Origin of the sequence: Prevotella sp. OH937_COT-195, from assembly GCF_003932845.1 — a bacterium.
Classification (GTDB): Bacteria; Bacteroidota; Bacteroidia; order Bacteroidales; family Bacteroidaceae; genus Prevotella.
This window is the reverse complement of the sequence record NZ_RQZH01000001.1, coordinates 184,821-199,290: the sequence shown is the minus strand read 5'-3', so window position 1 is coordinate 199,290 and position 14,470 is coordinate 184,821. Positions and strand designations below refer to the sequence as shown.

Annotated in this window: 8 protein-coding genes; 2 read left to right on the top strand and 6 right to left on the bottom strand. The window is 46.3% G+C overall.

What is annotated here, in order from left to right; all coding sequences use genetic code 11:
- Positions 1-50: 50 nt before the first annotated feature.
- The 4 genes from EII32_RS00890 to EII32_RS00875 all read right to left on the bottom strand — a co-directional run bounded on the left by EII32_RS00890 (position 51) and on the right by EII32_RS00875 (position 5,776).
- The gene (locus EII32_RS00890; protein ID WP_233582270.1) at positions 51-2,471 is read right to left on the bottom strand and encodes a TonB-dependent receptor; all 2,421 of its coding nucleotides are present in this window, start codon (positions 2,469-2,471) and stop codon (positions 51-53) included.
- Positions 2,468-2,701: a hypothetical protein gene (locus tag EII32_RS00885; protein ID WP_125233571.1), complete on the bottom strand. Its 234-nt coding sequence runs from the start codon at positions 2,699-2,701 to the stop codon at positions 2,468-2,470. The genes EII32_RS00890 and EII32_RS00885 overlap by 4 nt, the downstream gene beginning before the upstream one ends.
- Positions 2,702-2,916: 215 nt before the next feature.
- Complete coding sequence (locus tag EII32_RS00880; RefSeq protein ID WP_125233570.1) at positions 2,917-3,927, bottom strand: zinc ribbon domain-containing protein; 1,011 nt, start codon at positions 3,925-3,927, stop codon at positions 2,917-2,919.
- Positions 3,917-5,776, bottom strand: a complete 1,860-nt coding sequence (locus tag EII32_RS00875) for a peptidase U32 family protein (protein WP_125233612.1) — start codon at positions 5,774-5,776, stop codon at positions 3,917-3,919. The genes EII32_RS00880 and EII32_RS00875 overlap by 11 nt, the downstream gene beginning before the upstream one ends.
- A 733-nt stretch (positions 5,777-6,509) precedes the next feature.
- Between EII32_RS00875 and EII32_RS00870 the strand changes: the two genes are divergently transcribed.
- Positions 6,510-8,000, top strand: a complete 1,491-nt coding sequence (locus EII32_RS00870) for a phosphomannomutase/phosphoglucomutase (RefSeq protein ID WP_125233569.1) — start codon at positions 6,510-6,512, stop codon at positions 7,998-8,000.
- Between the two features lie 103 nt (positions 8,001-8,103).
- Here EII32_RS00870 and EII32_RS00865 read toward each other — a convergent pair whose 3' ends face one another.
- Positions 8,104-10,140 carry a M13 family metallopeptidase gene (locus EII32_RS00865; protein ID WP_125233568.1) on the bottom strand — a complete coding sequence of 679 codons (2,037 nt, stop codon included), beginning with the start codon at positions 10,138-10,140 and terminating at the stop codon, positions 8,104-8,106.
- Between the two features lie 9 nt (positions 10,141-10,149).
- Complete coding sequence (locus EII32_RS00860) at positions 10,150-12,105, bottom strand: ABC-F family ATP-binding cassette domain-containing protein (protein WP_125233567.1); 1,956 nt, start codon at positions 12,103-12,105, stop codon at positions 10,150-10,152.
- 76 nt (positions 12,106-12,181) lie between these two features.
- Between EII32_RS00860 and EII32_RS00855 the strand changes: the two genes are divergently transcribed.
- Positions 12,182-14,377 carry a Tex family protein gene (locus EII32_RS00855; RefSeq protein WP_125233566.1) on the top strand — a complete coding sequence of 732 codons (2,196 nt, stop codon included), beginning with the start codon at positions 12,182-12,184 and terminating at the stop codon, positions 14,375-14,377.
- The last annotated feature ends 93 nt before the right edge of the window (positions 14,378-14,470 follow it).

Sequence of the window (14,470 nt, the reverse complement as noted above, 5' to 3'; positions counted from 1 at the left end):
GGCCGCATTGGAAAACCGATGCGACCACTACCGTCAATCAATCATTTATATTATAGGTGTAAATTCAAATCAACCCCCATTTGGAAAGGATTGCCTCGCTGTGCAAAATACTGTTTTGTGGCATTGTTGAACGAAGCGAAAGTGTTATACCTCGTACCCGCAAGATTGCGCCCCCACACACTAAGAGTAACGCACCCGAAATCGACATCGGCATGGGCACCAAGTATGCAATACATTTTCTGCGAGAATGTATTGGCCTCGTCCCAATAGATTTTGCCCTGTGCGTATGCGTTGGCACCGATTTTAATGGCACGCAATCCGGTGGCGGCTATCGGGAAAGTATAGTCTGCAAGTGCGCACAGTGTATGTTCGGGAACGAATGGTACTTTCTTGTCCTTATAACTTATTTCAACTTGTTTCCCGCCAATTATTACCGCATCATCGTACTCTTGGAACACGGCATGAGTGTAACCATAACTCAATGCCCACGAGAGATTGTTGTTTAGAGCCTTGCCGCGGAGCGAAGTCTCGATGCCGCAACTGAAACTCTTGCCCGCATTTACCATCATACGACCGAATCCGTAATTACCTGCCATGACCGAAAGTTGCTGATCCCGCACCTGCATGTAATATGCGGATAAATCTGCCTGCAAAGAGTTTCCGAAGAGATTGAGATGCGTTCCAACCTCATAGTTCCAACTTATCTCCGGTTTGAAAGCAATGATTTTGTTCATTTTGTTATAATCCTCGGCAGTATGTGGTATGTCATAACTTTTACGATTTGCCTTGTCGCGGTTGGCATTGAGTTCTGCCTGCATGATGTCGGAGAACATCTGAATGTTGAAACCGCCTGCACGGTAACCTTTGCTTACCGTGGCATATACATTGCTTCCGGCCTCGTCAATTCGATAACTGACACCGAATTTGGGTAGCAACTGATTGAAATCGTTATGGTTGCGCCCGTCCAGCACGGACGACAACACGTTTGTGGCAATACTGCCCATTACGTTTGCCGTCATTTTCATCATTGCCGATGTCTCATAGCGTATGGCACAATGGCTGTAATCATAACGCAGTCCGAGCGTCAATGTAAGTTTGTCGAATGTGAAATTGCTCTCGTGGAACAAGCCGAGATTGAAATGCGGAGTATGGAACAAGCCCGGAACATCCATGTCAACATTCATAGAAATACCTCCGGCTTTCTCTATCGCTGCGGCTGCGGCTGCCTTTGCGGCTTCTTCGGACAACCCTTTTCTCTTCATTTTTTCCACCATCGATGCAAAAATGGCATTATACATCTGTTTCTGTACCACATTCGAAATGCGCGAGGTAAAATCATTGTCGAAATACGCCGGTGCATCAGTCCTCTGCCATAGATATGAGCCGAACACGCCGTTAGTCCACTGCCATACACCTTGTTTGTTGCTTTTGAACGAAAACTCCTGACTTATTGAGTTATGAAGTTGTCTCTGCTCCAAGTGAAGTAGGTCTGTGGGCATATAGTCAACGTCTATCATCATATAGTCTTTAAGATACTGGTATGATGTGGTAGAGAAGAAATCGAAATAATTACCGCGGAATTTCAAGTTCAATCCTGTGTTCAACATGTTGCGACGGTAGTTGCTCTGACGGTTTGTCGATGGACTTGCCGTCTCGCCCGTAGTCAAGTCCATCATGCCATACGGGAAACCGTTTTGTCGCACATACTGATAGTCGGCTATAACATCGGCAGTCCAACGGTTGTTGTCGGAATATGCGAGACGGAAACGCCCGCCTGCTTCGTTGTATTTGTCGGCACGCTGTCCCGTGGTTTTGTTTCGGAAGAAACCGTTCTGACCATTATAGAATCCGGCAAGCGAAATGCCGAAACGGCTGCCAAGTTTGCTGAAATGTTCAATCCGGACATTACGATAAAAACGTGTGCCCCACCCCAACGACACATCGGTGCCTTGGTATTTGAGCGGGTTCTTTGTGTATAATCGTATCATTCCGCCCTCGGTATTCATTCCGTAGAGAGTTCCCTGCGGACCGCGCAGAATGTCAACACGCTCAACGGAATATGTATGAAAATTGTATTGACTGTTTGCAACCAGAGGCATGCCATCAACATATATACCTACCGCCGGACTGTTGATGCGCGAACCTATGCCGCGCACATATACTGCCGAAGTGTAACGCGAGCCGTAGTTAGGCATTGAAAATGATGGTATATATGAAGAAAGTTCGCGGAGATCACGCACTCCCAGCGAGTTTATTTCGGTGACAGAGAACATTGACGAACTTATGGGTTGCATGCGCATGCGCAGTTGTTCCTTTGGTTGTGATATAACGATTACCTCATCAAGGTCGTGAACACGCGAACTATCTATGAGCGATATGTCCGGAGTGCCGTTATTTACTACCGCCGAGGCAGAAATAGCAGAAAAAATAACGACTGCGGTTGAAAACATTTTTATCATAACAAATTTCATAATTGTTTTTTCGGATGCAAAGGTATGTCAAAAAAGAAAAAATGACAATCCTTATTTATATGGATTTTAAAACCAAATCGGTCTTTAGAACCCTCAACCGATTTTGTTCGATTGTTGAGCAGATGCACAACCATTTCATCGAAGGCGTAGCGGGCTGCGTCGAGATGTAATGGCTGCGCAAATGGCAGCAAGCGGGCTAAAGCAGTCGGGAAGCGTAATGGCAATGGCAAATCTAAGCAAATGCGGTCTAATGACAGATTGGGGTTAAACACTATGAAATTCGTGTCTAACACCGGCGTTTTCGTTCGTACATTGCCGATTGTCACGGTTGCGGTATATTTTAAAAAATAAAATCGTCCGTTTTGCAAACCAAATTCGCCGAGATTGTTTTGCAAAACAGGCGAATTTACAAAGCAAAACAAGCGGTTTTACTCATCGGCAGTTACTATTCGTTCAATGCTCCGCACGCATTACAACGTCCTTTACGGTACATAGGCTGACCACAGTTGCCACATTCGTAGCGTGCACGGAAAAAATGCAGATACCGCCGAATGGCAAAAAACACATACACGGCAAGCAGAACATACCCAACATACCACAGAGTGGTGACGCTGAAAATGATATAGTCGGCAGCGCAAACGGCAGCCAATCCGCAAACGTAAAGCACGGCATCGCCGAACGGAAGGTGCTGCCGAGCCACATCAATGGCAGCAATACCTACGATGAGCATTGCCCACACAGACACAAGAAACAGTGACAAAACAGACTCTGTCACAAAGGGATTGAGCGTGGGATGATAGTAAAACTCGCGCCATGTGTCGGGCAAGAAATTTTGTATCGTGGCATAGAAAGATGCCGATGTGGCCACGATAAGCGTAAGCAAGGTTGGGTAAAACGAGGGAATATCGTTGAAATGCACGATATGAGCATTGCGGCGGAACGATACACGTACAACGTATGCCGCCGAGAAAAGTATGATGACAACGATGAAGATTACATAGTGAACATCGCTGAAAATGGATATGAACTTGGATATGGGGTCGTCCGGTACAACCGCCGGCAACAAATGTGACTCTCGTGCCCAACCGAACGTCTGTTGGTCGTGGGCCACCTGCACCCAGATACTGTCTTCGGCATCGTGCGGAATGACACGAATATCGGCAACGACAATGTGGTCGCCTTTCAATAGAATGACACTATCTACCGGCATGCCGACGAGTGCCTCCTCGGGGAGTTGCTTGAGAAGAGCCAGCGAAGACTTGTTCACAACGAAATTATAGTTCTGCGAATAGTGGTGTTCGCGGTCGAAACGCAGACTGTCTTGTTGTTTGGCTGTCAACATGGTGGTATCGACTTTCGTGTCATGGCGAAAGGTTATGCCCTTGCCGCAGGAGCAGAACGAGAGCATCGTGAACGATACAATGACGAGGAATGCGACTCTGATGTTATTCGGCATAAACGTTCATCTGGCAGTTTTTACAATCGAACTCCAATGGAAAACGCCGCCCGTCGGGAAGTGCAAGACTGAGAGGTTCTCGCCACGAGGGGTTCTTGCCGCCATGTCTGACACAGAAACCGAGACTGTAGCGGATACAGTGGCGACACTGCATGAGGAGGGGACGGTGTACCGGAGGTTTTACCTCGAACGCCTCGCCAATGTTATCTGCACCGCATACTTCGTAAAAATCGCGAGAGATATGGTTGCTTATATTATACAAATAGGGCATCGGCATGCGCGGAGGGGGCGTGACAGTCTGCGAAACAGATGTACCACATGTCTCGCGGACGCACCTCACATGGTACGAAACGGCATCGGAAAGTTGCGTGGTAACATCACGGCGCAACGCAACGAGAAGACTTGACGGAATGAAGAAATTGAAATCCGACGGACTTACAACTACGTCTTTACACGAAAACGGGGTGTCTCCCAACTTTGTCAACTGACGAATGATGTTTTCATGTTGCGGCACTCGTGCCTCCTGCTTGTCGGCTACGATGCGAGCCTTAGCAGTAATCTCACCATGACTTTCTGTCCCAACGATGCAAGCTTTCAAAGAGAATCCGTCGGACGTATCATTCAGAAATAACGTTATGGGTATCTTTCGCACTGCTGTCTCGCGCGAAAGTTCACGCTCGAACCGTCTGTCATTGTTGCGATAGAGCGGCATGCCGGGCTTCAACGACTGCGGCATCTTTGCAGGGAAAAGGAAATTATTCTCGGCACGGTTTATCCGGAAACCTTCAAGTTCGCGCTCACCGTTGATATAGCAAAGTCCGTCACCGTTAGCAAACAACGACATGCCCGCCACAGTTATACGCCGCCCGCGTATCTCTTTCACTCTCCCAACAAACTCGCCTGTTGCCTTGGGAGTGTCCGGTGAGGAGATTTCCGGTTTTCGCCCGTCTATGAAATAGTTGGTATATCCGCGGTTGAAAGTTCTATTCAGATTTGGAGTGAACGTGTACGAGACTGTTCCGAGAGATGCACGGGCAAGCCTGCCGGCACTTTTTTCCACAATTTTGTCCAATTGCCTGCTGTATGCCGCCACTACGTTCTTGACGTATGTTATATCTTTTAATCTGCCTTCTATCTTGAAAGAAACGGCTCCCGCATCTGTCAATTCTTCCATACGGTCTATTTGACACATGTCCTTCAGGGAGAGGAAATACTGCGGACGTCCCAACTTGTTGCCGTCTGCATCTTCAAGTTGGAACTTCAAACGGCAAAAATGAGCACACGAACCACGGTTTGCACTGCGCCCGAAACAATGCTGTGAGGCGTAACACTGGCCGCTGTAACTTACGCAAAGCGCGCCGTGTACGAATACTTCAAGTTCTACATCGGGAACTTCGCGATGTATCTTTGCAATCTCAGCAACCGACAACTCGCGTGCAAGCACTACGCGATGAAAACCTATTGAGTGCAGCCATCTTACCTTTTCAACCGTTCGGTTGTCGGTCTGGGTGCTGGCATGAAGAGGTATTTTGGTTGAGAGTTGAGAGTTGAGCATTGACATATCTTGTACCAATATGGCATCAACATCTATCCTTTGCAGGTCGGAAAGCAACCGGCGCACGTCTTCTATCTCGTTCTCATAGACAATGGTGTTTACCGTAACATAAACTTTTGCTGCATAGAGATGGGCAAAACGGCATAGTTCTTGTATGTCTTCGAGCGAATTGCCGGCTGCCGCACGGGCACCGAAACGGTCGGCACCGATATATACGGCATCTGCGCCATGGGTAATGGCAGCAATCCCACACTCCAAATTCTTTGCCGGTGCAAGAAGTTCTATCTTCCGTATCATCTGCTATCCATTCTTTATATTATGGCAACACTGCGTTTTATGGCGTTCTCTTATATTTATGATGCAAAATTAAACAATAAAAACGATTTCGCAAAATAAAAACCTTTCTTTTACTTTTATACAACAAACTGTAAAGAATATCCCATGTATATGCCGAATTATCATGTATGTATTTATTGTGGCTTAATCTTCCAAAAAATCTTTTTTATTAACTAACAGACTTATTTCCCACATTTTTTATTAAATTTGCAGCGTGCTTTATTCAAACATATCAATAATAATACAAAGAATAGTGCAATGATACAAGTAAGTAACGAAAAAGCCATCAGAACAATAGTAGGTGCAAATGTAGAAGCATACGCTCCGGAGTTTCCGACAGACATTTTTCAAAATTGAATTACGAGAACGGCACCATTAACTCAAAGATAAACTAATGTATTTATTGACGCATAGGTTCCTGGATACGAAAGAAATAGACAAAGAATATTATAATACAGCCCGTAAAACCGTAAGAATAGATTAAAACGACTTTACGATAATGATAATGCTTTTGTAGTAGAACCGCTTATGACAAATTTACAAATGGTATCATAGTCTTTACGACAACAAAGAAAAACATATCAATAAGAACGTTCGACAAGAAATATCAGGTGAGTTTCATGGATAGGAATGATAGGAAAACGAAACATTTATTAATAACAAATTACTAAACATACAATTATCAATTATTATGAATTGGAAGAAACTTCAGAATGGCTCCGACATTAGAGGTGTGGCAATAGAAGGAGTTGAAGGGGAAGACGTTAATCTTACGCCGGAAGTGGTCAAGATTTTGGCACAATCGTTTGTGAAATGGCTGCAAGAAAAGACTGGAACGGCACGTCCCGGCATAGCCGTAGGAACTGACTCCCGCATATCCGGACAGACTTTGAAAGAATCACTGACTGAAGGATTCACGGAAAGTGGCGCGAAAGTGTTCGACTGCGGAATGGCATCGACACCGGCAATGTTTATGACCACTGTTGACAAAGAACAGCCGACAACTGCCGGAATAATGATTACGGCGAGTCATCTGCCTTTCAACCGCAACGGACTGAAGTTCTTTACAAAGGACGGGGGGCTCGACAAAAAGGACATTTCGGCAATACTGACAATCGCCGAAAACGGATCATACAAATCTGCTGACGAGAAAGGAACTGTTGAGAAGTGGAATTTCATGGACTTGTACGCCTCTACATTGGTGGATTATATACGTAAAGGGGCTAATCTTCCCAACTATGAGCAGCCACTGAAAGGTATGAAAATAATAGTAGATGCCGGCAACGGAGCCGGTGGTTTCTTCGCAGACAAAGTACTCAAGGAATTGGGCGCCGATACAGATGGAAGCCAATTCCTCGAACCTAACGGAATGTTCCCTAATCATATTCCTAACCCGGAAGATAAGAAGGCTATGCAGTCGGTGTGCGATGCGGTAAAACGAAACAATGCACAACTCGGTATAATATTCGATACCGATGTCGATCGCTCCGCCATCGTTGACCAAAACGGAGAACCGATAAACCGTAACTCGCTTATTGCTCTCATCTCTGCCATCATGCTCAGGGAACATCCGGGAAGCACAATTGTAACCGACTCAATAACATCCGTGGGACTTGCCAAATTCATTAAAAATCATGGCGGTGTTCACCACAGGTTCAAACGCGGATACAAGAACGTGATAAACGAGTCGATACGACTGAACAACGAAGGCAAAGAGAGTTGGCTTGCAATCGAAACATCGGGACATGCCGCACTGCGTGAGAACTATTTCCTCGACGATGGGGCGTATCTCATAGCAAAACTGCTGGTGGAAACAGCAATACTTAATTCCAAAGGACAAAATCTTTCGTCGTTGATTACCGATTTGGAACAGCCTGCAGAAAGTAAAGAGATACGTTTTACAATCACAAGTAATGACTTCGCCGAGTATGGCAAAAAAGTATTGGAAGAACTGCCAACAATTATCGGTGACATAAACGAATGGGAAATTGTAAGCCCCAACTACGAAGGGCTGCGCATAAATTGCAACGGAGCGAAAGAAAGAGGTTGGTTCTTGTTGCGCATGTCGTTACACGATCCGGTAATGCCGTTAAACATCGAGTCTGACATTGAGGGTGGTGTTGAAAACATTGAAAAACAACTAAATGAAATTTTGAGTCAATACAAAGGACTGAAAAGATAATAACAACAACGTCTAACACGTTGTATTTACTCATAAAACAAACAATTCGGCATACGCTGTAATATACAGACGTATGCCGAATTGTTTGTTTATAACTGTAGTATTACCAGAGATCGAGACGCTGGCTCTTCGGAATGAAAAGTTTGTTGCCTTCCTTCACGCCGAATGCTTCATACCAAGCGTCAATGTGCGGCAGTGCACCGTTGACGCGCCAGCAACCGAGTGAGTGCGGGTCGCTCTTCGTACGCGAGCGTATTTCTTTCTCCGTGATATTCGCAGCCCATACTCCTGCGTATGCAATGAAGAAACGCTGGTCGGCGGTTAGTCCGTCTATGGTAGGCAACGGCATTCCTTTTGTAGCATTCTTGTATGCTGCAAACGAAACCTGTAGTCCCCCGTGGTCGGCAAGGTTCTCACCAAGTGTAAGTCGACCGTTTGCATTAAGGTCGGGCAGAACTTTTATATTAGAGAAGAAATTATCAAATAGTGTTGCCTTTTCCTCAAATCCTTTGCTGTCAGCCTCTGTCCACCAGTCAATCATATTGCCGTTCTTGTCATAGTGACGACCTTGATCATCGAAGCCATGGGTCATCTCGTGTCCGATTACCACACCTATTGCACCATAATTGAAAGCATCGTCAGCCTCCGGATCGAAGAACGGATACTGAAGAATTCCTGCCGGGAAGCATATCTCGTTGGTAGAAGGATTGTAGTAGGCATTCACCGTCTGTGGTGTCATAAGCCACTCCGTCTTGTCAACCGGCTTTCCGGCTTTCCGTGCGATGTTGTCCTTGTCCCAGAATATGCCACACGCCTGAACATTCTCATAGTATGACTTTGACGGGTCTATTACGAGTCCGTCCATATTTTTCCACTTGTCAGGGTATCCAATCTTCACATAGAACGAACTGAGTTTTGCCAATGCAGCAAGTTTCGTATCAGTCTCCATCCACGTTTGTGCAAGGATTCTCTCTGACAATGCGAGTTGCAAGTTCTTTACGAGACGTTCCATGCGAGCCTTTGATGTGGCAGGGAAATAACGTTCACAGTAAATCTTTCCGAGAGCCTCTCCCATCTGACTTTCCACTTGATTGGTGGCACGCTTCCAGCGCGGGTGGTTCTGTTTCTGTCCGCGCATTGTCTTTCCGAAGAAATCGAAGTTTGCAGCAATGATGTCATCACTAAGATAACTTGATGCTCTCATTATCACGTCCCACTCTATGTAAGCACGCAACGTCTCCACATCGTGACCGGCAATAAGCGCATTGGCACCCTCTAAGAATGACGGTTGTCCCACCACCATCTCCTGTATGAACTCGCTCTTAACTCCTTCGGCATTGAGGAATTTCTCAAGTGGAATGTTAGGATATTTCGTTTGGAACTCTTTCAACGTCATCTTGTTATAGTTTGCCTCAACATCGCGCAGTTCCGTACGGCTCTTGCTAACCTTTGCCAGTGCAGTCTCGTATGCAAGAATAAGGTTCATCTTCTTGTTGGCATCGCCTTTCTTGAATCCGAACAACTGGAACATGCGCACAATGTGTTTCTTATAGGCATCGCGTATTTCCTTGGTTGCTTTGTCGTTGTCTAGATAATATTCTTTCTGTCCGAGCGTAAGTCCTCCTTGGTAGATGTTGAGAATGTTCATCGAGGCATTCTTTTCATCTGCACCGAAGCCTATTCCCATTGGAACTCCATACCCGAACGGTGCATACTTGTTTTGGAAAGCATGCAAATCATCGATTGTTTTAGCCGCTGCTATTTCTTTCATCATCGGCATTACAGGCTTCACTCCATCACGGTTGCGGCGCACCGAGTCCATTGCAAGTTTGTAGAAATCGCTCAATTTTTGCTCAACACTCCCCTTTTGATAAGAACTTTTCAGCATATCTGTCAATATGGTGTTGATTCGTTTATTGTTGTCCTCTCCCAATTTGTCGAACGAGCCATAGCGTGAGTAAGCCGCAGGCAGCGGATTTTTCTTCATCCAACCACCGCAGGCAAACTCGTAAAAATCTTCGCTCGGACTAACGTTACGGTTTAGATTCTCGGGATAAATTCCCGTCTTCTGTGCTTGTGCATCGGCTCCTGTGGCCGCAGCAGCAAAAAACAATGTTGCCATTAAAGTCTTGATTTTCATAATAATGATTTAATTAGTTAGATATTTTATTTTGTTTTTTTCAAGTTCCATAGATAGTTGTTCCCATCTGTCAGTCGCTTTGTCCAGCAATAGTTTCGTTGATGTATATTCTGTTACCACCTCCATGTTGCTCGCCCCTTCCGGAGTACATAGTATCTTGTCGAGTTTGCTAATATGTTCCTCCATCTTCTCTATCTTCTCCTCCGTATCTTTAATGCTTTTCTTCAACCTTGATACGCACCTCATCATCTCTTTCCTGTTTTGGTATGAAATCGTCGAGGTGTTGTTTTTCTTTTCATTTTCCTTTTCCGAGTTATCTTTCCCTGTCACCGTCTTTGTCATCTCGACCTTATGTACGGTCTGCACCGACGAATTAATCCAATCATAGATACCTCCCAGATGTTCTCTCACCTTTCCTCCACCAAACTCATAGACCTTGCCTACAAGACCATCAAGGAACTCACGGTCGTGGCTTACGATGATTGCAGTGCCGTCAAATGCCTTTATGGCTTCTTTCAACACATCTTTCGAAAGCATGTCGAGATGATTCGTCGGTTCATCAAGTATCAACAGATTGACCGGTTCGAGCAACAGTTTTATCATTGCCAGCCTGCTGCGTTCTCCTCCGCTAAGCACTTTCACACGTTTGTCGGCCTCCTCTCCTCCGAACATAAATGCTCCGAGAATGTTATTTATCCTTAACCTTATGTCGCCTCTCGCCACACGGTCGATGGTATCGAACACTGTGAGCGAGTCGTCGAGTAGTTGCGCTTGATTCTGTGCGAAATATCCAATCTGCACGTTATGCCCCACTTTCAGCATCCCTTCGTATGGTATATCACCCATGATACATTTCACGAGTGTTGACTTTCCTTCTCCGTTTTTTCCCACAAATGCCACTTTCTCGCCACGTTTTATGGTAAGGTTTACACCATCGAAAACCTTGTGTTCGCCGTATGCCTTGCCCACTTCTTCGCATATTATCGGATAATCTCCGCTTCTGAGACATGGTGGAAACTTGAGATGCATCGCCGAGTTGTCCGCCTCGTCTATTTCGATAGGCACAATTTTCTCCAGTTGGCGTATTTTTTGCTGCACTTGTACGGCTTTTGTTGCCTGATAGCGGAAACGCTCTATAAACGCCCTTGCCTCCGCAATCTCTTTTTGCTGGTTCTCGTATGCGCGCAACTGCTGTTCACGCCGTTCCCTGCGCAGTTGCACATATTCATCATACTTTACCTTGTAGTCTGTAACGTTACCGCAACTTATCTCCAGCGTACGGTTTGTCACGTTGTTTATAAACGCTCTGTCGTGACTAACAAGCACCACAGCTTTCGCACTCTGTGCAAGAAACTGTTCAAGCCACTGTATCGACTCTATGTCGAGATGGTTCGTAGGCTCGTCAAGCAGCAGTACATCGGGTTTCTGCAACAATATCTTTGCGAGTTCTATTCTCATGCGCCAACCTCCGCTGAACTCGCTTGTGGGACGGTCGAGATCTTCCCTCCCGAAACCCAGTCCGCAGAGAGTTCGCTCAATTTCCGCCTCATAATTATCGGCTCCCATCATCATATACTGCTCATGTTCTTCGGTATATCTCTGCACGAGTTCCATATATTCGCGGCTCTCATAGTCGCTGCGTTCTGTCAGTTGGCGATTCATTTCCTCGAGCCTTGCTTTCATCTCGGTGCTTCCGGCAAACGCTTTGCGTGCCTCTTCGCGCACCGTGGTGTTGTCCTGCAGCACCATTACCTGTGGCAAATATCCGATAGTGGTCTCCGCCGGAATGCTTATTGTTCCGCCGGTCGGGCGTTGCTGCCGACAAAGTATCTTCAGCATCGTACTCTTCCCCGCACCGTTCTTACCGACGAGTGCAATGCGGTCTCGATCGTTAATCACGAAAGCGACATCGGAGAACAGCGGCTTTACGCCAAATTCCACCTTTAATCCTTCAACAGAAATCATAATGTCTGCAAATTTACTCCATTTTAACGGTAATACAAAATAAAATTATTAATTTTGCCAAAAATAACAGGTAAACATGGACATATTCGCTCAAATCATAGCAAAGGAATTGCAACTGCCGCAAGAATGGGTGGAGAATACTCTGCGACTTCTTGACGAAGGCTGCACAATACCCTTTATATCACGTTACAGAAAAGAACGCACCGGAGGACTCGACGAGGTACAAATAGCAAGTATTTCCAACCTCAACGAGCGACTGAAAGAAATAAGCAGGCGGAAAGAAACCATAGTAAAAACCATAACCGAGCAGGAACGCATGACCGACGAACTGCATCATCGCATAGATGCCACGTGGGATTCCACCGAACTTGAAGACATATACCTGCCTTTCAAGCCCAAACGCAGAACAAGGGCACAGGCGGCACGCGAACAAGGACTCGAACCATTGGCTGAAATATTGATGATGCAGAGAGAGTTGGAAGCGACGACGGCGGCCGCAAGATTTGTGAAAGGCGATGTAAAAGATGCGGCAAGCGCACTTCAAGGAGCAAAGGACATCGTTGCCGAGACGGTAAGCGAAGACGAAGAATCGCGACAATTGGTAAGACAGCAGTTCCACCGTGATGCGGTAATACGTTCGAAAGTTGCAGCAAAGAAAAAAGATACCGACGAGGCGGCAAAGTACTACGACTATTTCGATTTCCGCGAACCGCTTCGCCGTTGCTCGTCACACCGACTGCTGGCAATGCGTCGGGGCGAAGCGGAGGGAATACTGCGGGTAAACATAACCACTGACGACGAACAGTGCATAAGCAGACTGAAACGCAAATATGCACGCGGACAGGGGCAATGTCGAAAACTCGTGGAAGAAGCGGTGGAAGACGGTTACAAGCGACTTCTGTGTCCTTCAATAGAAACGGAGTTCGCCGCATCAAGCAAGGAAAAGGCTGACGACGAGGCCATAAAGGTGTTCAGCGAGAATCTGCGACAACTGCTGCTATCCGCACCGCTAGGACAAAAGCGAGTGATGGGTATAGACCCCGGCTTCAGAACCGGCTGCAAGGTGGTATGCCTCGATGCACAAGGCAATTTGCTGCACCACGAGGCTATATTCCCCCACCCGCCAATAAACCACACTATGCAGGCTACGATGCACTTGAAAAAAATGATTGCAGACTACGGAATAGAAGCCGTTGCAATAGGAAACGGAACGGCGAGCCGCGAAACAAGACAATTCGTTGAAGACAACATCAAGAATTTGGTGGTGGAAAAAGGAAATAATACAAGCGGAAACTACGACAGACAACCTGCCGATGGCAACGGACACAGAATTGGTATATATGTCGTAAGCGAAGACGGAGCAAGCATATACTCTGCCTCAAAACTTGCACGCGAGGAGTTTCCTGACAAAGACGTGACAGTGCGAGGGGCTGTATCGATAGGCAGAAGACTCTTGGATCCTCTTGCAGAACTTGTCAAGATTGACCCGAAAAGCATCGGTGTCGGACAATACCAGCACGATGTTGACCAAACAAAATTAAGACACTCGCTCGACCAAACCGTGGAAATGTGCGTGAACTCGGTCGGCATAGACCTTAACACGGCATCGCAACAACTGTTGACGTATGTCAGCGGAGTCGGGCCTACATTGGCAAAAAACATTGTGGATTACCGACGCGAACACGGAGCATTTACCAGCAGGGAGCAACTGAAGAAAGTGCCGCGACTCGGTCCGGCGGCATTCGAACAATGCGCCGGTTTCCTTCGGATACGCAATGCCGAGAATCCGCTCGACAATTCGGCAGTACACCCGGAAAGTTATGCCGTGGTGGAACAAATGGCCGACGACTGCGGCTGCACCGTTACGGAACTTGTCGCAAACAAAAAGAAACGCGACGGCATAGACATCACACGTTACGTCGGGGACAACATAGGACTGCCTACACTCAGCGACATAATGAAGGAACTTGAGAAACCCGGTCGCGACCCACGCAAAAAGATAGAGGAATTCGACTTCGACCCGAACGTCAAAGAAATTGACGACCTCGAAGAAGGAATGGTGTTGCCGGGCATAGTTACGAACATAACAAATTTCGGAGCATTCGTTGACATCGGTGTGCATCATGACGGACTGGTACACATATCCCAACTTGCAAACCGTTATGTAAAAGACCCGAACGACATTGTACACCTGCATCAGCAGGTAATGGTAAAAGTTACGGGGATAGACCGTCGTCGCAATCGCATATCACTATCAATGAAAGACGTTTAAATACTTCTCTCGATACCGTGCGGCAATGCGATTTGATAAGAAATGTTCTGAATGAACAGGCGTGAAAAAATGCAATTCTGTCGATTTTGAATA